Origin of the sequence: Pseudomonas sp. CCOS 191 (assembly GCF_001007005.1) — a bacterium.
GTDB lineage: Bacteria > Pseudomonadota > Gammaproteobacteria > Pseudomonadales > Pseudomonadaceae > Aquipseudomonas > Aquipseudomonas soli.
On the sequence record NZ_LN847264.1, the window covers coordinates 3102130 to 3124493 of the forward strand.

The 22364-nt window shown below is 66.7% G+C and carries 23 protein-coding genes; 7 read left to right on the forward strand and 16 right to left on the reverse strand.

Annotation, left to right across the window (positions count from 1 at the left end; genetic code table 11):
* Window positions 1–2 precede the first annotated feature (2 nt).
* The 14 genes from CCOS191_RS13750 to CCOS191_RS13815 form a co-directional block, all read right to left on the reverse strand.
* Window positions 3–476, reverse strand: coding sequence for a type II secretion system protein (locus tag CCOS191_RS13750; RefSeq protein ID WP_046855689.1), 474 nt, complete (start codon window positions 474–476; stop codon window positions 3–5).
* Window positions 473–2350 (reverse strand): secretin N-terminal domain-containing protein, encoded by a 1878-nt coding sequence (locus CCOS191_RS13755; RefSeq protein ID WP_046855690.1) that lies wholly within the window; start codon window positions 2348–2350, stop codon window positions 473–475. Before CCOS191_RS13755 ends, CCOS191_RS13750 begins: the two co-directional genes overlap by 4 nt.
* Window positions 2347–2853, reverse strand: a complete 507-nt coding sequence (locus CCOS191_RS13760; protein ID WP_046855691.1) for a hypothetical protein — start codon at window positions 2851–2853, stop codon at window positions 2347–2349. Before CCOS191_RS13760 ends, CCOS191_RS13755 begins: the two co-directional genes overlap by 4 nt.
* The gene (gene pilO / locus CCOS191_RS13765) at window positions 2853–3404 is read right to left on the reverse strand and encodes a type 4a pilus biogenesis protein PilO (protein ID WP_046855692.1); all 552 of its coding nucleotides are present in this window, start codon (window positions 3402–3404) and stop codon (window positions 2853–2855) included. Before pilO ends, CCOS191_RS13760 begins: the two co-directional genes overlap by 1 nt.
* Window positions 3391–3933 carry a pilus assembly protein gene (locus tag CCOS191_RS13770; RefSeq protein WP_046855693.1) on the reverse strand — a complete coding sequence of 181 codons (543 nt, stop codon included), beginning with the start codon at window positions 3931–3933 and terminating at the stop codon, window positions 3391–3393. Before CCOS191_RS13770 ends, pilO begins: the two co-directional genes overlap by 14 nt.
* 1 nt (window position 3934) lies before the next feature.
* Entirely contained in the window at window positions 3935–4717 is a 783-nt protein-coding gene (locus CCOS191_RS13775; RefSeq protein ID WP_046855694.1) for a hypothetical protein, read from the reverse strand.
* The gene (locus CCOS191_RS13780; protein ID WP_046855695.1) at window positions 4698–6416 is read right to left on the reverse strand and encodes a GspE/PulE family protein; all 1719 of its coding nucleotides are present in this window, start codon (window positions 6414–6416) and stop codon (window positions 4698–4700) included. The genes CCOS191_RS13775 and CCOS191_RS13780 overlap by 20 nt, the downstream gene beginning before the upstream one ends.
* A gap of 54 nt (window positions 6417–6470) precedes the next feature.
* A complete protein-coding gene (locus tag CCOS191_RS13785; RefSeq protein WP_023631301.1) occupies window positions 6471–7004 on the reverse strand; it encodes a response regulator in 534 nt (177 codons plus the stop codon).
* Window positions 7005–7243: 239 nt separating this feature from the next.
* Window positions 7244–7885 (reverse strand): SurA N-terminal domain-containing protein, encoded by a 642-nt coding sequence (locus CCOS191_RS13790; RefSeq protein ID WP_046855696.1) that lies wholly within the window; start codon window positions 7883–7885, stop codon window positions 7244–7246.
* A gap of 19 nt (window positions 7886–7904) precedes the next feature.
* Entirely contained in the window at window positions 7905–9386 is a 1482-nt protein-coding gene (locus CCOS191_RS13795; RefSeq protein WP_231867514.1) for a cytochrome c/ABC transporter substrate-binding protein, read from the reverse strand.
* Between the two features lie 34 nt (window positions 9387–9420).
* Window positions 9421–10077 (reverse strand): SCO family protein, encoded by a 657-nt coding sequence (locus tag CCOS191_RS13800; protein ID WP_046855698.1) that lies wholly within the window; start codon window positions 10075–10077, stop codon window positions 9421–9423.
* Window positions 10074–10727, reverse strand: coding sequence for an SCO family protein (locus CCOS191_RS13805; RefSeq protein WP_046855699.1), 654 nt, complete (start codon window positions 10725–10727; stop codon window positions 10074–10076). Before CCOS191_RS13805 ends, CCOS191_RS13800 begins: the two co-directional genes overlap by 4 nt.
* Window positions 10724–12703: a cytochrome D1 domain-containing protein gene (locus CCOS191_RS13810; RefSeq protein WP_046857793.1), complete on the reverse strand. Its 1980-nt coding sequence runs from the start codon at window positions 12701–12703 to the stop codon at window positions 10724–10726. The genes CCOS191_RS13805 and CCOS191_RS13810 overlap by 4 nt, the downstream gene beginning before the upstream one ends.
* A 190-nt stretch (window positions 12704–12893) precedes the next feature.
* Window positions 12894–13832 (reverse strand): alpha/beta hydrolase, encoded by a 939-nt coding sequence (locus tag CCOS191_RS13815; protein WP_046855700.1) that lies wholly within the window; start codon window positions 13830–13832, stop codon window positions 12894–12896.
* Between the two features lie 537 nt (window positions 13833–14369).
* Between CCOS191_RS13815 and CCOS191_RS13820 the strand changes: the two genes are divergently transcribed.
* The 6 genes from CCOS191_RS13820 to CCOS191_RS13845 all read left to right on the forward strand — a co-directional run bounded on the left by CCOS191_RS13820 (window position 14370) and on the right by CCOS191_RS13845 (window position 19509).
* On the forward strand, window positions 14370–15146 hold the full coding sequence (locus tag CCOS191_RS13820) for an ABC transporter substrate-binding protein (RefSeq protein WP_046855701.1): 777 nt from the start codon (window positions 14370–14372) through the stop codon (window positions 15144–15146).
* A gap of 24 nt (window positions 15147–15170) precedes the next feature.
* Window positions 15171–15860 (forward strand): ABC transporter permease, encoded by a 690-nt coding sequence (locus tag CCOS191_RS13825; RefSeq protein ID WP_046855702.1) that lies wholly within the window; start codon window positions 15171–15173, stop codon window positions 15858–15860.
* Between the two features lie 12 nt (window positions 15861–15872).
* Entirely contained in the window at window positions 15873–16571 is a 699-nt protein-coding gene (locus CCOS191_RS13830; RefSeq protein ID WP_038706090.1) for an ABC transporter permease, read from the forward strand.
* A gap of 9 nt (window positions 16572–16580) precedes the next feature.
* Window positions 16581–17693 carry a succinylglutamate desuccinylase/aspartoacylase family protein gene (locus CCOS191_RS13835; RefSeq protein WP_046855703.1) on the forward strand — a complete coding sequence of 371 codons (1113 nt, stop codon included), beginning with the start codon at window positions 16581–16583 and terminating at the stop codon, window positions 17691–17693.
* A 19-nt stretch (window positions 17694–17712) separates the two neighbouring features.
* Window positions 17713–18477 (forward strand): ABC transporter ATP-binding protein, encoded by a 765-nt coding sequence (locus tag CCOS191_RS13840; RefSeq protein WP_046855704.1) that lies wholly within the window; start codon window positions 17713–17715, stop codon window positions 18475–18477.
* A gap of 126 nt (window positions 18478–18603) precedes the next feature.
* Entirely contained in the window at window positions 18604–19509 is a 906-nt protein-coding gene (locus CCOS191_RS13845) for a MurR/RpiR family transcriptional regulator (RefSeq protein ID WP_046855705.1), read from the forward strand.
* 4 nt (window positions 19510–19513) lie between these two features.
* On the opposite strand, the gene arfB is transcribed toward CCOS191_RS13845, so the two are convergent.
* Complete coding sequence (arfB, locus tag CCOS191_RS13850; protein WP_046855706.1) at window positions 19514–19927, reverse strand: alternative ribosome rescue aminoacyl-tRNA hydrolase ArfB; 414 nt, start codon at window positions 19925–19927, stop codon at window positions 19514–19516.
* 46 nt (window positions 19928–19973) lie between these two features.
* Window positions 19974–21200, reverse strand: coding sequence for an NADH:flavin oxidoreductase/NADH oxidase family protein (locus CCOS191_RS13855; protein ID WP_046855707.1), 1227 nt, complete (start codon window positions 21198–21200; stop codon window positions 19974–19976).
* 204 nt (window positions 21201–21404) lie between these two features.
* Between CCOS191_RS13855 and CCOS191_RS13860 the strand changes: the two genes are divergently transcribed.
* A complete protein-coding gene (locus CCOS191_RS13860; RefSeq protein WP_046857794.1) occupies window positions 21405–22349 on the forward strand; it encodes a hypothetical protein in 945 nt (314 codons plus the stop codon).
* The last annotated feature ends 15 nt before the right edge of the window (window positions 22350–22364 follow it).

Below are 22364 nucleotides of genomic sequence, written 5' to 3' on the forward strand. Positions count from 1 at the left end.
CGTCACCATTGCCCGTAGGGCACGTTGTTCAGGCCCTTGCCGCTGGCCTTGGAATACACGTCGAACACGTCCTCGCCTTCGCGTGGGCTGTCGGCCGCGCTGTCGTAGGCGCGCAGGCCCCAGCCACCCTGGTCGTCATCCTTGGCGGCGCGCAGCGGGTCGTGGGGGATGCGCCGCAGGAAGTAGAACTTCGCGCCCTTGGCGCTGCGCACATCGCGCACGCCGTCCACCAGCACCTGCAGGCTCGGCGGATAACCGCTGGCGTTCAGGCGCTTCTCGATGTAGCCGGCGTCGAAGGCGCGCTTGTAGGCGTCGATGGCGTCGCGGATCTGGTACAGCGCCTCGCGCAGCTGCTGCTCCTTGCCCCGGCGCACCACGGTCTCGGTCAGGGGCGCGGCCATGCTGGCGAGCAAGCCGAGCAGCGCCAGGGTCAGCACCACCTCGATCAGGCTGAAACCCTGCTGGCGGCGTGTCATGGCCGTGGCCTCGCGGCGGCAGGCACCACGGCCATCTGCCCCTCGACCAGCGGTGCGGCGGCCGGCTCGTCAGCCGGGGCGTCGGCGGGCAGCGCGCTGGCCGGCGCCGGTTGCGCCAGCTGACGCACCTGCAGGGCCGATTCGGTGCCGGTGGCAAACTCCATGTCCGACGGGCTCTGGTACGGCAGGTTGCGCACGATGCGCGGGGTGATCGCCAGCACCAGTTCGGACTTGCTCATGTCGTCCTTGTTGCTGCCGAACAGCCGGCCCAGGCCGGGAATGTCGCCCAGCCCCGGGATCTTGTTGCCGCTGGCGTTGTGATCGTTGCGCACCAGGCCGGCCAGCACCTGGGTCTCGCCATCGTGCAGGCGCAGGCTGGTCTGGGCGTTGCGGGTATCGACCTGGACCGGGATGGTGCCCTGGCGGGTGGCCTCCAGGGGCGTTGCGTTGCTCACTTCCAGGGCCACCTTGATCGCCACCTCGTTGTTCAGGTGCACGGTGGGCTGCACTTCGAGCTTGAGGCCGACATCCAGGTAGGTGACGCTTTCGGTGATCACCGGGCCTTGGGTCGAGGGCACCGAGGTGGCGCTGATGATCGGCACCCGCTGGCCGATGTGGATGCGCGCCTGCTCGCGGTTGCTGACCCGGATCACGGGGCTTGCCAGGGTGTTGATGTCCTTGTCCTGGGCATTGATCTTGGCCTGCGGCGCCGGCGAGATGCTGATGCGGCTGGAGTCGATGCCGCGCAGCTGGTCGAGCACGCTGACCGACTTGCCGTCGCTGGTCAGCACGCCGAAGGTGTTGGGCCATTGCAGGCCGAGGTCGAGGATGCGCGAGGTGGCCACTTCCATCACTTCCACTTCCAGCACCACCTCGGGGTTGGACTGGTCCTGGGACTGCAGCAGCTTCTCGGCCATGCGCACGGCGTCGGGGGTGTCGCGCATGGTCAGGGTGTTGAGGCGTTCGTCGACGAACACGTCGCGGGTCTTGAGCATGGTCTTGACCATGTTCAACGCGGTGTTGGCGTCGATGCTGGTCAGGTAGAAGGTGCGCATGACCAGTTCCTGGTAGTCCTTGGTCTTCTGCGGCGAGTCCGGGTAGAGCAGCAAGGTGTTGTCGTTGACGATCTTCTGGCGCAGCTGGTTCTGCTCCAGCAGCAGGGCCACGGCGTCCTCGATGCGCACCTCGCGCACGAAGATGGTGGCCTTCATGTCCGGGCGCAGGTCCTTGTCGAAGATGAAGTTGATCCCGGCGACCTGGGCCAGCACCTCGAAGATGGTCTTCAGGTCGGCATCGCGAAACTCCAGGGTGACCGGGCGCTCCAGCTTGCTGCGCAGTTGCGGGTACGGCGTGGCGGTACGGGCCTGGACGTTCTCGATGTCGCTGCGCAGCATCTGGCCCTTCTGGTTCTGCGGGTCAAGGCGCAGCACCTCGCGCATGTAGCGCTCGGCGCCGAACAGGTCGCCCTGGCGTAGCGCCGCCTGGCCAAGGGCGACACGGTCGTCGAGGGTGCGGATCAGCTCCAGCTGGCGGATGCCCTCCTGGGCACGGCGGTTGTTCGCCTCGATGGTCAGCACCCGGCCGTAGCCCATGCGGGCGCCGGCGAAGTCATGGCGCACGCGGTCGCTGTCGGCCTGGGTCAGCAGCGCCTCGACCGCGGCCTGGCGGCCGTGGGCCAGGGCGATGTTCAGCTCGGTGTCGCGCGGATCTTCGCGCAGGGCTTCCTCCAGGCGAGCGATGCCGGCCTCGTACTGGCCTTCCTTGATCAGTTCCTGGCTGTCCTTGCGCGCGGCGCTCGAGCCGCATCCGGCGATGGCCACGCACAGGGCCAGGAGCACGAACGGCGCAGGCTTGCACAACTTCGACGGTTTCATGGTGCGCTCCCGACAGACAGGGTCTGTGGCTGATGCAGTGGCAGGTAGACCAGGCTCAGCTCGGTGGCCGAGACGCGGTCCAGACGGTAGGTGTCGTCGATCACATCGCCCTGGCGCACGACGTAGAGCTTCTCGCCGCTCTGCAGGAAGATCTGCAGGTCGTCGCGCTCACCCATGCGACCGATGAAACGAAACGGCAGCATCGGGGCGGCAGGTACCGCGGGCTCCGGGGCGGTGACCACGGGTTGTTCGGTGACGGTGGCCAGGGCCGGGGGTGGGGTCCATTGCTGGACCGGGAACAGGTCTCTCGAGGGCGGCGCCGCCCCGATCGCCGGTGAGTCGGCTGCCACTGGGTTGCTGGACGCTTCCGGCGCTGTGGGAGCCGGCTTGCCGGCGATCGGGGCCGCCTCGTCCTCAACACCAAACCAGTGCTCCGGCGCCCACGCCAGCGCCGCGCTCAACCCCAGGAAACCGGCCCACATCACCGCACGCTGAGTGTTCATCACGACCTCGACAGGTAAAGGGTCATGCGCACACGACCGGTCAGTTCCCGGTCACCGATCCGCTTGCGTTGCAGCTCCAGGTCCTCCAGCACCAGCGTCGGCAACTGGCCGAGCAGCGCCTTGAGGAAGCCACGGATCTGCGGGTAGCTGCCGCGCACCGGCAGGACGATCTGGTAGCGCGCCAGCTGGGTCTTCGGGTCCACGCCCAGGGCGTACTCGCCACGGGCCAGGCTGATGCGCTCGGCACTGGCCAGGTGGTACAGGCGCTCGATCAGCTCGCTGGCCTGGGGCTGGCCGGGCAATTGTTGGCGCAGGTCGTCCAGCGCCTGCTGCTCGGGCTTGGCCTGCACCTTGAGCTCGCCACGCGCCAGGCGCTGCACCTGGGCACTGGCATCGGCCTCGCTGGCACGCAGTTCGCGCACTGCCTGCCACTGGGGCAGCACCCCGGCCAGGGCGACCGCCAGGGCCAGGCCGCCGACCAGCACCGCGGCCAGCCCTGCCCTGCCCAGGCGCCGCAGCGCTTCATGGACGATCAGGCTACGGACGCGCATGGCCGGTCTCCCAAGTGGCGGTGAGGTTGAAGCGCACCGGGTGCTCGACCTGCCCGGCCACCACCTCGTGGTTGAGCAGAGACACGTCCGACAGCTCGGCGCTGCGCTCCAGGCGCTGGTGGTACTGCAGCATGGCCTCGAGGTTGCGCGCCTCGGCACTGATGCGTACCTGGCCCTTGCGGGCATCGGGGGTCAGGCTGAGCAGCGCCACGTCTTCCTGCGGCATCGCCTCGAGCATGGCGAACAGCTGCTGCCATGGCCGCTGCAACTGCTGCGAGACGCTGCGCATCTGCGCCAGGCGCTCGGCCTGCTCGCGGATCACCGCGCTGCTCTGCACCGCGGCGGTCGCCGGGCGCCGGCCGAGCTTGAGTTCGAGTTGGTGCACGCGGCCTTCCAGGTGCACCTGCTCGCTCACCAGTTGCTGCTGGGCCAGCACCAGCACGGCCAGCACGGCGCCGCCGAGGGCGAGCAACGACCAGGCCAGAGGGCTGCTGTGGCGGGGTTGGAATTCCAGGTCGAGGCGGCGCATGTCAGGCCACCGCTCGCCACATGGCGCACAACGGATCGGATTCGGCGCTGGCGGCGCACAGCTGTACCGCGGCCAGTTGCGAGGCCGCCGTGCGTCCCGGGGCGTGCAGGTACACCCGAGGCAGCTGCTCGCCATACAGTTCGCAGGTACGCTCGATCAGCGCCTGCAGCGCCTGGTCGTTATCGGCGCAGCCCTGGGCCAGCACCTGCTGCCAGGCACCGCCTGAAGCCAGCAGCAGCACGCTGCGGCGCGGCTCGGCCAGCACGAAGAGGAAGTCGCCTTGAGTCAGTTGCGCCGAGCAGCGGTTGTAGGCGGCCATCAGGTACGGCTGCACCGAGCGCAGGCTCAGGCGGCTTTCCCGCCCCAGGGCCTGCAGGCCCTGGAGCAGTGCCTCGGGCAGCGCCGTGGCGATGCGCGCGGCGCCGGCCGGCTCCGGCGAAAGCACGATGCGCCAGTCGTCCAGAGGCTGGCCGTAAAGGTTCTCGAAGCAGGCGCGGGCGTAGGCATCGAGTTCGCGCGGAGTACCGATGGCATCGCTCCAGGGCACCAGGCAGAAGCGGCTGTAGCGGGCCGAGAGCAGCACGCGCAGCTGCGCGCCGCGTGCCGGATGCTCACCCAGCAGCCCGGCCAGGGCCTGCAGTGCCGGGGCCCAGGCCGGCTGGGCGGCGTCGCAGGCAAACGCCCGGCTGCCCAGCCATTGATGCTGCCAGCCGTGCCAATGGCCCAGGCCGACACCCTCGGCGCCCAGCACCGCGCAATACCGATCAGGCGATAAATGTGACACGGTTGATCTCCTCGAGTGTGGTACGGCCATCGCGGACCAGGTCCACGGCCGAGGCGCGCAGCAGGCGCAGGCCGCGTTGGCAGGCCAGCTGCTTGATCTGCGAGAGCGGGCGACGTTCGACGATCATCTGCCGCAGGTCGTCGTCCAGGTGCAGCAGTTCGGCAATCGCGCTGCGCCCGCGGTAGCCGCTGCCACGGCACTGGCCGCAGCCCTGGGCACGCACGAAGCGCCAGCCGGCCACCGCGTCACGGGCCAGGCCCGAGGCGGCCAGCAAGTCGTCATCCGGCTCGCAGGCCTGCGCGCAGTGCGGGCAGGCCAGGCGCACCAGGCGCTGGGCCAACACGGCATTGAGCGCCGAGACGAAGCTGTAGGGGTCGACCTGCATCTGGCTGAAGCGGCCGATCACGTCGAATACGTTGTTGGCGTGGATGGTGGTGAACACCAGGTGCCCGGTGAGCGCCGACTGCACGGCGATCTGCGCGGTGTCCGGGTCGCGGATCTCGCCAACCAGGATCTTGTCCGGGTCGTGGCGCAGGATCGAGCGCAGGCCACGGGCGAAGGTCAGGCCCTTCTTCTCGTTGACCGGGATCTGCAGCACGCCGGGCAGCTGGTACTCGACCGGATCCTCGATGGTGATGATCTTGTCCATGCCGTGGTTGATCTCGCTGAGCATGGCGTAGAGGGTGGTGGTCTTGCCGCTGCCGGTGGGGCCGGTGACCAGGATCATGCCGTAGGGTTCGGCGGCCAGCCGGCGCAGGGCCTGCAAGGTGTGCGCCTCGAAGCCCAGGGCCTGCAGCTGCACGCCGCTGACCTGGTCGGACAGGTCCTGCTTGTCCAGCACCCGCAGCACGGCATCCTCGCCGAAGATGCTCGGCATGATCGAAACGCGGAAATCGATCTGCCGCTCGCCGATGGCCACCTTGAAGCGACCGTCCTGGGGCACGCGTTTCTCGCCGATATCCAGCTCGGCCATCACCTTGATCCGGGAGATCACCTGTTCGGCGAAGGCGCTGCCGCTGGCCTTGCCGGCACCGTTGAGCACGCCGTCGATGCGGTACTTGATGGTCAGGCCCTGGCCGGTCATGCCTAGGTGGATGTCGCTGGCGTGCAGCTTGAGGGCGTCGTACAGGGTGGAGTTGACCAGCTTGACCACGCGGCTCTGGTCTTCGCTGATGCTGGTCAGCGACAGGCGCTGCAGCGGGTCGGCCTCGTTGCCGGGTTCAGCCTCGTGGCCGAGGGCATCGACGGCGTGGAAGCTTTCCTCGTGGCGGGCCAGGAACGCGGCGAGGTCGGCGGCGTGGGCCAGGTACAGCGGCGCGCCCTGCAGGCAGTCGTCGATCCAGGCCAGGCGGGCGCTGTCGAAGGGGTCGGCGAATACACCGACCCGCTCGCCGTTGTGCTCGACCAGGGCGAATTCGTGTTTCAGGCACTGCGCCAGGCTGACCCGGTCGAAGGCCGGGGCGCAGGCGAACAGGGCCTGGGTGGCGAGCACCGGGTAATGCAGGGTGGTGGCCAGGCGCTGGGTGAAGGTGGCCGGGGTGTCGCTGGACAGGTGTTCCAGGCAGGCCAGAAGGCGCTCTTGACCGGCTTGCTGGCGGGCCTGGGCCAGGAGGTCGCGGGGGTATGGAAGATAAACGGGCGCCTGTTCCGGATTGCCGGCGACGAGGCCTTTACTGCTTGCATCGAATGCCTGGGACATGGCCTGCGACTCCGCTCAGGGGCGGCGCCGCGGGCTTGGGGGCCTTGGGCGCCGCTATTCCCCGGTGAGCAGTTGTTCGTCGTCAGGTTCGGTGGGCTTGCCGCCATTGCGTCGGCGGTCGGCCAGGACCCAGCTGCCATCGTACAACTGCAAGGGGAACGACTCGTTCCTGTTCTGGCGTCGTTCGACGTACCCTTCGGCCGGCTGGTCGGTGCTTCTGCGCTGGCGCTCGATGCCCATCAGGTCGAAGACGGCGCGGGCCAGTTCCATCAGCGGGAACGGCTTGAACAGGACATGGGTCACGCCCAGTTCGGCGGCCCGCTCACGGACCTCGGCGGTCGGGTGGGCGGTGATCAGCACGAAATGGCATTGCCTGTTCCTGCGCACGGTCTCCAGGACCTGAAACCCCTCCATGTCGGGCAAGCGGTAATCCAGCACGATCACGTCCGGTGCCTGTCTCTCGGCCTCTTCGATACCCGTGGCACCGTCATGGGCGAGATGGACCTCCAGGCCTTGCGCTTGCAGATAAGCTTGCAGGTTCTGCGCAAGGGTCTGTTCGTCATCGACTACCAATACTCTGTTCACCAAGGTCCACTCCCATGAACTGCCCGGTTTCCCGGTCTGCGAAGTGCGGCCTTGTAGAGGCTTGAGCAGGCTTCGTGCCAGGCATGAAAAATCAGTGCTTACCGCTTTCAAGTCGTTGATATCGTTGAAGCTTGTCTGTCACCTCAGCGCTTGCGGGCTGGTCGTTCCCCATATCCGGGGAAGATGATGGCACATTGCCCTGAAGCGTTTCCCCAACTATGGGGGAACGCCCTGCCCGCCCTTCAGTCGGCGCGCTCCACTGTAGCGGAATCACGCAAACGTTGGCGTACGGCTTGCCGGGCCTGGCCCTGGAGTTGCGCGACGAGCGCGTCCCTGGCCAGGCGCAGGCCGTGTTCTGGTAGGACAGAAGTATTATCACTTTGGTTCTGCATTCCTTGCAGTCTTTGCCAGTTGGCCTGATGGAAGGCTGCAACTTCGGCGCTGCTGGGTTCTTCGACCGCGCTCAGCCGGGCGAAAACCTGCTGGGCGGCCATCTCATGTCGAGTGTAGTCAGCGAAGCCTGCCCGATCGAAGCCGGCTTGCGCCAGGCGCTGCTCGAACACCGCAGGGCTGCCGAAGGCCGCCTCGACCTCGCCGACCCGCGCCGTCACCTGCGCATCGCTGATGTCTATGCCCTGGCGCTGGGCCTCCTGCCAGAGCAGTTCCTTGTCGATCAGTTCATCCAGGGCCTGCGCGCGCAGGCGCTGGTAAAGGTTTGGGTTGCGGATGCTCGCCACCGCCCGCCCCTGGGCCTGGAGGTATTCGCTGAAGTAGCGCTCCAGGCGCAGCACCCCGATCTCCACGCCATTGACCCGCGCCGCCGGGGTGTCGGCGTGGCTGGCCAGGGCGAGCAGCGACAACAGGCAGGCAATCAGGGTGCGCATGGTGATCTTCTCCTGAATCTCAAGGGCTATCCGGCACCGCTCGATACGGTGCCACTTCAGTGAAACCAGGGCCCGGCAGGCTTACCTCCACCACATGGGCACCTGTCATGCCCTGGCGGCGTCCGGGGCCGAAACCCAGCAACGGCGTGAGGCCGGTATCGATGTCATGCAACTGCTCCAGGGCGACCAACAGCTGCTCACGGCTGGCGTCGCGCCCGATCTGCTTCAAGGCTTCGACCAACAATTGCCAGGCGCACAGGGTACTGACCTGCAACGACGCCTGGCGTGGCTCCAGCCCCTGGCGCAACTGCACCCCGGCAAGGGTCGCCCGGCCTTGCGCGGTCCAGTCGCCGGGTACGAAGGGATAGGCCAGCAGCACCCGCCGCGACCATGATGGTGGCAATCCCGGCACGGCGCCGGCCACTTGGCCCGAGGCGGCGAACAGGTAGGGGTTGCGCCCGCTCGCCTGCAGGCTCGACGCCAGCGCGGTGAATGCCTGGGCGTGGCCGAGGAAGAGGATGCCCTCGCCGTCCGGGGCCTGGCCCATGAACGCCAGGGGCGGCGCGGTAGCGAACCCCAGTTGACGCAAACGCTGCTGCAGCACCTGCGCCGCATCGGCCTGCTCTGCGCCGGCATACACCACCCGCAAGGCCGCGGGCGCCAGGCCAAGGGCATCACGGGCATGCAGCGCCACGCTGAGCAATTGCCCCGGCACGCCCGGCAAGGGATCGAACACCTGCGCGTTGCCACCGCTACGTGGCGTGGCACCGATCAGCGGCAGGCCGGCCCGCTCCAGCTGGCGGCTGTCGAGCAGTGGCGCCAGGGGCGCGACCAGGGCGAACACCCGTTCTCGTTGCATCAGCGTGTCCAGTGCCTGCGCGGTGCTGGCCGGGTCCTGCCCTGGGTCCAGCGCGACCAGCTGCAGGCGTCGCCCATGGATGCCCCCCTGCTGGTTCAACTGCGCGACGCCATCCTCCAGCACTGCCCGCACCGTCCGCCCGGCCTCGGCCAGCGGGCCCTGCTCGGGCAGCAAGGTGCCCAGGCGCAAGGTGCCCTCCTCCACGCCAGGGTCGCGGTCCTCACCCAGGCGCTTGAGGTAGGCGGTGAGATTGCGTTGGTCGGCCAGGCTCAGGTCGAAGCGTGGCATCGCCGGGTCGAGGCGATTGCCGGCGGGGTCGGTGCCGCTGCGGATGACCCGCGCCAGGCTGGCATCGGTGTAGGCCGGGTAGCGCCGGTTGTTGGCCTCGCGGTTGCCAGGGCCAAGGGCCAGGCGCTGCCAGTCCAGGCTCGGCGGGCGCACTCCGCCTTCGCTGCGGCCGCGCCCGTCGTTGCCATGGCAACCGGCGCAGGGCAGCACGCTCGCCGGCACACTCATGTCCCCGGGGCCGACCCGGGCCAGCAACTGGGCGTCGCTGCTGGAGACGCCTTCACGGTAGAGGCGTTTGCCGGCGAGTTCCTGTTCGCTCAGTTGCACTGCCCCGCACAGGCACCACCACAACATGAGCAGGCCCCACTTGGCAGCGGCGGTCATGATGTCACCGCCCTGCCAACGGCTGTGCCAGCAGTTGCATGCGCTGGGCGATCGCTGCAGGCGGCGCGTCCGGGCGAATCTTGCTCCAGCGCTTGCCCGCCACGTCACCGGCAATCAACTGCGTCGAGTGCTGCTCGGGGCTGGGCAGGAACTGGCCCAACCGCCCCAGCACCAAGTCGACACTGGCCTTGTCGCCGGTCAGGAACAGCCAGTTCGGCCCATCCACCCCCTGCTTCTGCGCAAACGCCTTGAGCACCTCTGGCGTATCGTTCAGAGGGTCGCTGCTCAGCGACACGAACGTCACCTGCGCCGCCAGTGCCGGCCCCATGGCCTCGCGCACCTCGCGCAATTTGCGGGTGATCAGCGGGCAGGCATCGTTGCAGTGGGTGAAGATCACGTTGAGCATCACCACCTTGTCCTTGAGCACATCGCTGTAAAAGCGCAGCTCGCGGCCGTCCTGGTCCTTGAGCACGGTGTCGGTGAACCAGGTCTGCGCATCGCGGGTGCCGCCGCCGCTGGTCATGGTCTGCGGCGCCGGTTGTGGCGTCGGCGCGTGGCCCTCGTGGGCGAACGCCACCGAGGCGAGGATCCACAGGCAGGCGCCCAGCACCAGCCAGTCGAGGCTGCGCATGCTGGCATGGCGGGAGGTGTGGACGCTCATGGTTGTACCTCCTGGCCGGCGATGGCGGTGCTCTTGGCATGCACCCGGCGCGCGCTCAGGCGGTTGACCTCGCCGATCAGCACATTGGGGTCGGTGAAGCCGTAGAAACGCGTCCAGTGCCCGCTGCGCCCGTCACCCACCAGGATCAACGGCGGGTGTTCGCTGAGGTTGGCGCTGAAGCTGCCGAGCCCCTTGAGCGTTTCACTGATGGCATAGGGTGAACCGGTCAGCCAGCTCCACCCCGGCCCGTGCTGGAATGCCCGGGCATAGCCGGCCAGGCGCCTGGAGTCGTCACGCTGTGGATCGACGCTGATCGACACCAGGCGGATCTCTTCGCCCACTCGCCCGCCCAGTTGCTGCTGGACCTTGCTCATGATCGACGACACCACCGGGCACACCGTGGTGCAGCTGGTGTAGATGAAACCCATGACCACCAGGTGATCGCCCACCAGGTCCTTTTCCAGGCGCACTGGCATGCCATCCTGGTCGAGCAGCGCCACATCGGCGAAGCGCACGCTGGTTTTCTCCTGGTGAGCGGCCGGCGGTTGCTCGGGCGTGCCGCCGTGATCGTGGCCGGCGTGGGCCAACGCCAGGTTACTGGCCAGCAGCAGGCTCAGGCCCAGCAGTTTTCCACCATGCAGACGGTTCATCGCACACTCCTGGGTTCCCCTTGGGAAGCGGTGGGCGCCTCGGCGGCCGGCAGGACGCGCAGGCTGGTGTAGTTTTCTTCGGTAAAGGCCCGCCCGAGGCTCGGCGACTGCACGTGCAGGTACCAGGCGCCGGCCTCGGCCAGTTCCAGCGGCGCCTGGTAGAGCCCCTCGCCCACTTCGACCAGCGCCACGTTGCGCGGCAGCGACGAAGGCGCCAGGAAGTAGCGCAGGCTCAGGTCGCCAAGCCCCAGGCGCGGCTTGCCGTCCTCGCCGACAATACGCACCTGGGCCAGGTAGGGGGTGTGCTGCAGCAGCGGCTGGTCGGTGCCGATGAACTCGGCGTGGGCACGCTTGGGCACGCCGGACTGCGGCAACGCCGCGACCTCGGTGCTGAAGCAGTGGATGATCTGCGGCTGGTTGAGCAGGAACGCCACGTCGAAGGTGCCGGCGGCCGGCAGCTTGACCGTCGAGCCATACACACCGGGCGCCAGCTCGCGCAGGCTACGGTCGATGACCAGCGCGGCGCGAGCCTGGTGGCCGCGGTTGTTGTAGCCCGACATCGGCGCGTTCATGCCCTCGGCATAGAAGTAGGTGGTGTTGTCCACCGGGTTGACCACGAACACCGCATTGTCGTCGCGGGAAATGCTCACCCCCTGGGCCAACGGCAGGTCGCCGGCCTGGCGCGGCGCCGCCGGGCCAGCCTCGAAGCCCTGGACAATCGGCTCGCGCCCCTGCCCGAGGCTTGCCAGGTTGATCATGCTCACCTTCGGCGAAGCCAGCCCACGCACATAGGCGTAGGCCTTGGTGAAGGTCAGCTGGTACGGCTCGGCGGCCACCGGGATGCGATGGAGCAACTGGTCGGTACTGGCATCGATCACCAGCGCCTGGTTCTCCAGGGTGTTGAGCACCACGCCGTAACGACCATCCTGGCTGAAGCGCATCGGCCCCAGGCCCTGCTCGGCCTTGACCGTGTGGCGCAGGGTGTGGCTGCGGGCGTCGATCACCCGCACCGTGCCCTCCTGGCCATCGACCACGTACACCGCCTGCGACAGCGGCGAATAGGCCACCGACAACGGGTGCGGGCCGACCTCGAGGGTCTTCACCAGGCGCATCTGCGCGGTGTCGATGACGCTCAGGGTGCCGCCGTCGCGGTTGCTGACGAAGGCGAAGCGCGAGTCGGCGCTGAAGGCGATCTCGTGGTGGCCGGAGCCGGTGGCGAACGACTTGAGCGTGGTGCGGCTGGGCACATCGATCACCGTCACCCCACCCTTGGCCGGGTCATGGCTGTTGTTGCCCACCCACAGCAGGCGCTGGTCCGGTTGCAGCGCCACCCGCAGCGGCTGCTCGCCGGCCTCGAGGGTGGCCACGCGGGTAAACGTCTCGGTGTCGATCAATGCCACCTGGTTACGCTCGGGCATGGACACGAACACTTGCTTGTCATCGCCGGTGGCCACCCAGTCCATGGGCCGCCCCGGAAGGTCGATGCGCGCCAGCGTGCTGGTGACCCCACCCACCGACACGGTCGGGTCGATCACCGTCAGGCTGGCATCCTTGTTCAGCACCAGCAGGAAGTAGCTGTTCAGGTCGAGCAAAGGGCGTGCGCCGATGCTGCTCTTGAGAAACAGCGCGACGCGCGCCTTGCAGCTGCTGTCGCGGTCACCGACCGGCGCCGACTGCGCCGGGTCGAGCCAGGCGCCCGGGGCCATGCCCGACAACGGCTGGCCACTGCTCTGGTCGCTGACCTTGAAGCGGATATTGGCAAAGTCGCCCTCGCGCAGTTCACCGCCGGCCAGGGGCCGAGCCTCGAACTCCACGGTGACGCCGTCGCGGCTGAGGGTGTGCAGGGCCTGGGGATCGGCGGCCTCCTGCAGCAGTTCGCGGGGGTCGCACCAGAGCTTTTCGTAGGCCACACCGAGGCCGATCAGCGCGGTGCCCAGCAGCAAGCCCAGGTAGGCAGGGCGAAGCTTGCGGTTCATGCCGGCACGCATGGGGTAGCGCCTTCGAGGGGAATGATCATGCTGCACCTCCACAGGACTCACGGGTTCTGTGGAGGTTGGAAGCAAGCGTTATGCCATTAAACAAATGCTTTTAAATCAATTGGTTGGCAAAACAACCCGAGAACAATGGGGAGGAGGCCCCAATACCGGGGGCTGCCAAGCCTGCACTTTACGAAAGATGCTTGCGCAGGAATGGCACCATCTGCGCCATCGCCTGGGCGACGGGCTCGGGCTTGTCGTACAGGTCGTAGTGCGACCAGCCTTCGGCCACGAACATCTGCTTGTCGGTCGAGGCCGCCCGACCATAGATTTCCCAGCCATCGCGGTAGGCACCGAAACCGCCCGGCTTGTCGCCCATGACCACCAGCAGCGGTTGGGTCAGCAGCACCTCGGCATGCAGGAACGCGTCCCAGCCGAACGCCGCGCTGTTGAAGGAAAACAGGCCGCTGGTGGCACCGTTGGGCTGCTGGCCGCGCGGCGTCCTGTAGTACTCGGTCGCTTCCAGCACATCGATATCGGTGATGCCTGCCTTGCGCCCTTCCTCGACCGATGCTGGCAGGTAATTGATCACCTGCCGGGCACCACCACGTGCTTCGGCGGTGCGTTGGGCGGCCATGGCCTGCAGGGCAGAGAGCGGATCGAACTGGCTGAAACCTTCGCGAACCAGACGTCCGAAGTTGACCCCGGTGATCGACACCAGCGCCTTGATCCGATGGTCGGTGATGGCCGCATGCACGGTGTAGGCGCCACCACCGCAGATGCCGATGGCACCGATGCGCGCCGGATCGACATAGTGCAGTGTCGCCAGGTAATCGATGGCGAAGCGGATATCCGAAACGCGGATCGATGGGTCTTCCATGAAGCGCGGCTCGCCACCACTCGCGCCCTGGAAGCTGGCATCGAAGGCCAGCACCACGAAGCCCTCCCTGGCCAGGGCTGCGCCATAGACATTGCCCGACGTCTGCTCCTTGCAACTGCCGATGGGGTGGGTGCTGACAATGGCCGGGTATTGCCCGGCAGGATCGAAACCGGCGGGCAAGTACAGGTTGGCGGCAGTGTCCCAACCCAGGTTGCGGTAAGTGATGTGCTTGATCGTGATATCGCTCATGTGTTCCTTCCCTATTGCCGTGTACGCGGCGAGAAATGACGTGAAGGGTGAACAGATCGCCCCTCGTGGCAGCCAGTATAGGAAGGTCAGGCTTCTGCTCATTTGCCTGATCCGGCACCGCGCTTGCCCATTCCCACACTCGATCTGGCGCTGCGGGCGCGCCTACTGTCCAGTACACGAACAGTATGTATAGAGCTCGGCATGATGAGCTTAATCTTGGCATTAGTGAGCATCCACAGTACGTACTACGTAGCACTATTTTGCAGCACAACGACAGTTCTCCAGCGGTAGTATCGATCCCGATCAGTATCTGGATACCGCCCTCAGGCCGGAGGCCGGAATCCTGGATGTGATCCGCAACTACCCGTCGCCTGAACACCCGACTGGGCCATCGGAAAGGAATCTTTCGGCTCGAACTGACACAATTATTTTCACTGTATTGATTTATGAAATATTACGTGTCATTTTCAGACGGTACCCAAGCCATGGTTCCTTTCAAGCCATGGCCGGTAACGTCCCCCCACCGGAGTCAACAACATGAATAAAACCGGACTTCTCGGCGCTCTGGCGCTCTGTGCCTGCAGCCTGCTGGCCCAGGCCGACGATGCCAGCCTGCGCATCGGCATCGAGGCCGCCTACCCGCCCTTCTCCTACCGCACCCCAGAAGGTGAGCTCGCCGGCTTTGACTACGACATCGGCAACGCGCTGTGTGCGCAGATGCAGGTCAAGTGTCAGTGGGTGATCCAGGAGTTCGACGGCATGATTCCGTCGCTGAAGGTACGCAAGATAGACGCCGTACTATCGTCGATGTCGATCACCGAGGATCGCTTGAAATCGGTCGATTTCACCGACAAGTACTACCACACCCCTGGCAAGTTCGCGATGAAGGCCGGCAGCCGCCTGGACACCCCGGCGGTGGACCTCAAGGGCCGCAAAGTGGGCGTGCAGCGCGCCTCGACCTACGACCGCTTCGCCACCGAACAACTGGAACCGGCGGGCGTCGAGATCGTGCGCTACGCCTCGCAGAACGAAGCCTTCCTCGACCTGGTTTCCGGGCGCCTGGACGCCACCCTCGCCGATATCGTCAACACCGAGGAGAGCTTCATCAAGACCCCGGCGGGCCAAGGCTTCGCCCTGGTCGGCCCGGACATCAGCGACCCGCACTATTTTGGCCGCGGCGCCGGGATTGCGGTGCGCAAGGGCGACAGCGCCAACCTCGCGCGGCTCAACGCCGCCATCGCCGCGATCCGCGCCAACGGCACCTACCAGCAGGTGCAGCGCAAGTACTTCCCGTTCGACATCTACGGCCAGTAACGCCGGCCGACGAGGGTTTTCATCATGCTTCATGGCTATGGATCGAGCATTCTCGATGGCGCCTGGCTGAGCGTCAGCCTGGCACTGCTGGCGATGGCATTGGCCATCGGCCTGGGCCTGTTCGGTGCGGCCTGCCGCTTGTCACCGTTGCGATGGCTGACGGCACTGGGCGAGGTCTACGCCACGGTGGTACGCGGCATCCCCGACCTGGTGCTGATCCTGCTGGTGTTCTATGGCGGCCAGGACCTGGTCAATCGCCTGGCCCTGGCGCTGGGCTACCAACAGTACATCGACATCAACCCGTTCGTTGCCGGGGTATGCACCATGGGCTTCATCTTCGGCGCCTACCTCTCGGAGACCTTTCGCGGCGCCTTCCTGGCGATCCCCAAGGGCCAGGCCGAGGCTGGCGCCGCCTACGGCATGAGCGGCCTGCAAGTGTTCTGGCGGATCAGCCTGCCGCAGATGGTGCGCCTGGCGCTGCCGGGCTTTACCAACAACTGGCTGGTGCTGACCAAGTCCACCGCGCTGATCTCGGTGATCGGCCTGCAGGACATGATGTTCAAGGCCAAGAACGCCGCCGACGCCACCCACCAGCCGTTCACCTTCTTCCTCGCCGTGGCCGCGCTGTACCTGCTGCTGACCAGCGTGTCGCTGCTGCTGTTGCGCGGCGTGGAACAACGTTACTCGGTCGGCTTCAAAGCCGCCGAACTCTAGGGGAGCTGCCCGATGACGCTCGACTATCAATTGATCTGGCAGAACCTGCCGCTGTACCTGAACGGCGTTGCCCTGACCCTCAAGGTGCTGCTGATTTCGCTGGCCTGCGGCCTGGCGCTGGCGATCCCCCTGGCGCTGATGCGCGTCTCGCGCACCTGCCTGCTGCGCTACCCCGCCTGGCTCTACACCTACGTGATCCGCGGCACGCCGATGCTGGTGCAGCTGTTCCTGGTGTACTACGGCCTGGCCCAGTTCGAGGCCGTGCGCCAGAGCCCGCTGTGGCCGTACCTGTCCAGCGCGACGTTCTGCACCTGCCTTGCCTTCGCCATCAACACCAGCGCCTACAGCGCCGAGCTGCTGGCCGGGAGCCTGCGCTCGACGCCCCGGGGCGAGGTCGAGGCCGCCCGTGCCATGGGCATGTCACGCCTGACGCTGTACCGGCGCATCCTGCTGCCTTCGGCCTTGCGCCGCGCCCTGCCGCAGTACAGCAACGAGGTGCTGATGATGCTGCAGACCACCAGCCTGGCGTCGATCGTCACCCTGGTGGACATCACCGGCGCGGCGAAGACCTTCAACGCACGCTACTACCTGCCTTTCGAGGCCTTCATCACCGCCGGGCTGATCTACCTGGCCCTGACGTTCATGCTGGTACGCCTGTTCAAGCTGGCCGAGCGCCACTGGCTGGCCTACCTGGCCCCGCGCAAGCACTAAGGAGCTTTCATGCAGCACATTGACCATACCCTGCCCTGGAGCGCCTGCGGCACCGAGCGTTCGCTGCGCGTGCTGCGCTTTGGCAGCGGCCCGCGCAAGGCCTATATCCAGGCTTCGCTGCACGCCGATGAACTGCCCGGGATGCGCGTGGCCATCGAACTCAAGCGCCGGTTGCTGGAGCTCGAGGCGCAGGGCCGGCTGGACGCGGTGATCGAACTGGTGCCCCTGGCCAACCCGATCGGTATCGGCCAGATGTTCCAGGCCACCCACCAGGGCCGCTTCGAGTTCAACAGCGGCAAGAATTTCAATCGCGATTTTCCGGCGCTGACCGAAGCGCTGGCCGCGCATCTGGAAGGCCGCCTGGGCGGCGATGGCCAGGCCAACGTCACGACCATCCGCCAGGCCATGCTCGAACTCCTTGACGAACTGCCCGCGCCACACTCGGAGCTCGATGGCCTGCGCCGCCTGCTGCTTCGCCACGCCTGCGACGCCGACCTGGTGCTGGACCTGCACTGCGATTTCGAATCGGTGATGCTGCTGTACGCCATGCCGCAGCACTGGGCGCAGTTGCGTCCGCTGGCGGCTCGCCTTGGCGCGCAAGCGGCGCTGCTGGCCGAAGGCGCCGGTGGCGATGCCTTCGACGAAGCCTGCGCCGCGCCCTGGCTGCACCTGCGCGAGTACTTCCCCGAGGCCGAGATCCCCCTGGCCTGCGTGGCGACCACCATCGAGTTGCGCGGCATGGCCGACACCGAACGCGAGCAATGCCAGGCCAGCGCCGAGCAGATCCTCGGCTACCTCGCCGACCAGGGCATGATCCGCGGCCCGTGGCCGGCCGCTCCGGAAAACTGCTGCCAACCCACGCCCTTCGCCGGCGCGCAATACGCCTACGCCGAGCACCCGGGCGTGGTCAGCTACCTGCAGCCACTGGGCGCGCAGGTGCGCGTGGGCGATCCGCTGTTCGAAGTGCTCGACCCGCTCAGCGACCGCCACAGCGTGGTCAGGGCCACCACCGACGGCATCCTCTACGCCCGTGAACGCCTGCGCTTCGCCCAGCCCGGCCTGTGGCTGGCCAAGGTCGCCGGCAACACCTCCATCCGCCAAGGTCGCCTGCTCAGCGACTGAACCCTGCGAGTACCGTCTGATGAACAAACTGCATATCCACGAGTTGCACAAAAGCTACGGCAACCACCAGGTACTCAAGGGCGTTTCGTTGCAGGCCGATGCCGGCGACGTGATCAGCATCATCGGCTCCAGCGGGTCGGGCAAGAGCACCTTCCTGCGCTGCATCAACCTGCTCGAGCAACCCAACGCCGGGCAGATCCTGGTCAACGGCGAACAGCTCAAGCTGCGCGAGTGCCCCCGCGGCGGGCTGCGGGCGGCGGACCCACGCCAGTTGCAGCGCCTGCGGGCGCGATTGAGCATGGTCTTCCAGCACTTCAACCTGTGGGCGCACATGAGCACCCTGGACAACGTCATGGAAGCCCCGGTGCACGTGCTCGGCATGAACCGCAAGGAGGCCCGCGAGAAGGCCGAGCACTACCTGGCCAAGGTCGGCGTCAGCCACCGCCGCGACGCCTACCCGGCGCACATGTCCGGAGGCGAGCAGCAGCGCGTGGCCATTGCCCGGGCCCTGGCCATGGAGCCCGAGGTGATGCTGTTCGACGAACCGACTTCGGCGCTCGACCCGGAACTGGTCGGCGATGTGCTCAAGGTCATGCAGGACCTGGCCCAGGAGGGCCGGACCATGGTCGTGGTCACTCACGAAATGGGCTTTGCCCGCGAGGTGTCCAACCAGCTGCTGTTCCTCCACCAGGGCCTGGCCGAGGAACGCGGCGACCCACGCGAGGTGCTGGCGCGGCCGCAGTCCGAGCGCCTGCGCCAGTTCCTCGCCGGTAGCCTGAAGTAACCCCGAGGCGCTCTGCGGAGCGCCTTCGGATACACTAGTGCGGTGTTTCACAAATGACGACCATAACTCGCGGCGCTTTTTGCAAAACACCACACTAGCGGCAATTCACAGGGAGCTTCGCGCCGGATGTCGAGCCATACCAAGAACACCACCGTCTACGCCGCGCCGGTCATGCGCAAGCTGTCGGAGAGCCTGGCCGAACTGCCACCGTCGCTGCGCAAGGTCGCCGAGTACATCCTGCGCCACCCGCTGAAGGCCGCGACCCTGACCATCGAGGACATGGCCCAGGCCACCGCGACCTCGCCGGCGGCGGTCAATCGCCTGGCCAAGGCCCTGGATCTGGGCGGTTACAGCGGCATGAAGGCCGAGCTGGTGAGCACCCTGCAACAGATGGTCTCGCCGGTGGACAAGCTGCGTAACGAACTTGCCCTGCGCCCAGCCGGCGACTTTGGCCTGCACGAACAGATCCAGTGCGCCAGCAGCAACCTGGCGACCACCGCCAGCAACAACCAGGCCGACACCTTCGAGGCGTTCGTCGGCTGCCTGCTCGAGGCGCGCAAGGTGTATGTGCTGGGCTTCGGCAACAGCGTCTACCTGGCCGGGCTGGCCGCCTCGACCCTGGTGCCGTACTGCAGGGACACCTGCGCCATCAGCATGGAGGGTGGCAACGAGAATGCCGCCTACCGCCTGGCGGCGATCACCGAGCAGGACGTGCTGCTGGCCATCGCCCTGCCCCGCTATTCGCAGGACACCCTGCAGCTGTCGCGGTTCGCCCAGGAACGCAACGCCACGGTACTGGCGATCACCGATTCACCCGCCTCGCCGCTGGCGCCCATGGCCCACCATGTGCTGTACGCACCCGCCGATCATCCGGTGCTGACCAGCTCCAACATGGCGGTGCTCGCGTTGATCGAGGGGCTGGTGGCCGGGGTCATGGCACGCAACAAGGAGGCGGTGAAACTGGCCACGGAGCTGACCGAAAGCGTGATGTCGTATCTGCATGTGCCAGGCGGCAAGACGCTGAAACCATAGTCGCCTAGAAGTCCACCTTGCCGCGCCCCGCCTTGATCGAACCGCGCCTGGATTTCGTGTCGAGGCGTCGGGTCTTCGAGCCAAGAGTCGGCTTGGTCGGCCTGCGCTTCTTCTCGACCTTGACGGCGCCGATGATCAGCTCGGCCAGGCGCGCCAGGGCGTCCGCGCGGTTCTGTTCCTGGGTGCGGTACTGCTGGGCCTTGATGATCAGCACGCCGTCGGCGGTGATCCGGCTGTCACGCAATGCCAGCAGCCGTTCCTTATAGAATGCCGGCAGTGAGGATGCCTGAATGTCGAAGCGCAAGTGCACGGCGCTGGAGACCTTGTTGACGTTCTGGCCGCCGGCGCCCTGCGCGCGAATGTAGCTCAGCTCGATCTCGGCATCCGGCAGATGAACGTTGTTGGAGATGGTCAGCATGGTGTCTCTCTTGTGATAGCCCGACCATTATCACATCTCCTTGCATTCACTGCCGCGCCATGTGCCGCCGGTACTGCCTGGCACGGGCCGCGTCGCTCAGTTGCTGGCGCAGCAGCGCCCACCAGGGCGCCACCTGCGGATCGGGCGCCTTGGCTTCGCTCAGCCTGCGCAGCTGGAACTTGACCATCGCCATGTTGCCCAGCGAGGCCAGCGCCTTGTTCTTCCAGGTGATCGGGCGCAGTTCCGGCACCGCCTCTTCCCCCGCCTGCCAGTCACGGGGCAAGGCCGGCGCGATGGCCAGCGCGGTGCCGATACCGACCATCTCGACGCCGCTGTGCACCACCTGCTCGGCGACCGGTCGGCGGCGGATGCCGCCAGTGACCATCACCGGCATCTTCGCCACCGTGCGGATGTCCCGGGCGAATTCGAGGAAGTACGCCTCCCGCGCCAGCGTGCGGCCATCCCGGGCCTGGCCCTGCATCGCCGGGGCTTCGTAGCTGCCACCGGACAGCTCCACCAGATCGACCGCCAGCTCATTGAGCAGGACCACCACCTGTCGCGCATCGTCTGCGCTGAAGCCGCCACGCTGGAAGTCCGCCGAGTTGAGCTTGACGGCCACGGCAAAGCCGGGCGACACCACTGCACGCACCGCCTTGACCACCTCCAGCAGCAGTCGCGCACGATTTTCCAAGGTGCCGCCCCACTGGTCGGTGCGCTGGTTGCTCAGGGGCGAAAGGAACTGGCTGAGCAGGTAGCCATGGGCCGCGTGGATTTCCACCCCACTGAAGCCCGCCTGCTCCCCAAGCCGCGCGGTGTTGGCGAAGCGGCGGATCACATCCTCGATCACTTCGTGGGTCATCGCCCGCGGGGTGGAGAAATGCCTGGACATGCTGCCCAGATCCAGCGCCACGGCCGACGGGCCCCAGGTTTCCTGCCCCAGGCTCGCGGGCATCTGCCGGCCGGGGTGGTTGATCTGCAACCAGAACTGCGCGCCCTTCGAGCGGCCGATGGCGGCCCACTGGCGAAAACGCTCCAGGTGCAGGTCATCCTCCAGCACCACGCCGCCGGGGCCGGTCATGGCGCGGTTGTCGACCATGACGTTGCCGCTGATGAGCAGGCCGGCGCCACCCTGCGCCCAAGCCTTGTACAAGCGCATCAGCCGGTCGGAGGGCGCGTGGGCGGCATCGGCCATGTTTTCTTCCATGGCAGCCTTGGCGATACGGTTGGGGATGACCGCGCCATTGGGCAGGGTCAGGGGGGAGAACACGTCCATCGGCGTTACCTCAACAAAGTTCGTGCCGCAGACGTTAGCTTTAAAGTCGACTTTAAGGTCAAGCCCTGAACCGGCCAAAAATTCGGCATTGACTCTCAAGTTGGGTTGAACGTTAGGGTGATTACGCAGCCCCGACATCATCCACCCTGGAGATACAGCACCGTGAAACTCGGAACCGTCACCGCCCTGGCCGGCGCCCTGCTGATGCCCGTCACCCACGCCGCCAACGGCCTCCCTGAGCATGCCGCCACCACGCAGATCGACATCGCCGGGCACCCGGTGCCCGTGCTCAAGGGTGGGCTGTACGACCGTTACCGCTCCAATCCGCCGCTGGCGGTGATCCAGGCCGAGGCGCCGGATATCGACCTGAGCTGGTTCAAGGGCCTGGAGAAGACCCGGGTCGACATGGGTTTCGAGTCGTACTCACCGAACTTCTACTACCGCAACAGCCGTGTCACCGTCGTCTACACCGCCGATCTCGAACGCCTGCGGGCACTGATGCCCGCCGCGGTGCTGGAGCAGGTGCAGCCCCTGCAGGTATGGCCTGGGCGCGGCCTGGTGGCGTTCACCGCCTACACCTACGACTACTGCGACAACGACAGCTACAACGAGGTTGCCCTGTCGATCATTACCAACAAGCCCGGCAAGGCCAACCTCGGGCCCTTCTCGCTGGTCGGGCAGTCGATGGCCAAGGATTTCTGGGGCTATGTGCTCAAGCTGCCGGTCAACACCGAGCTGGCACGGGTGCGCGGCGTGGTGGGCTACAACCTGCCCAAGTGGCTGACCGGGATCGACCGGCGCGAGGACGCCCAGGCGGTGACCTACGATATCGTCGATGCGCGGTCCGGCAAGGTGGACGTGGTGTTCAGGGCCAGGAAGCTCGACGGGTTGTCCCACGAGCCAGGCCTTGTGACCAACAGCTTCACCAACCTCGATCATCAGGGCCGCCTGGCCTTCGGCTACGCCACCTCGCGGCAGGTCAGCCATGCCTCGAGCATGCAGGCTGATTCAGCGGAACTGGTGCTGGGTGATGGCGAGCTGTCGCGCTATATCCGTGAGCTGCAGCTGGGACGGATGGTCAAGTACGAGTACGTGCCCGAGTTCCAGAGTGCGCTGTATGCGCCCAAACCATTGGCGGCGCTTGATTGAAACGACGCAGGCACC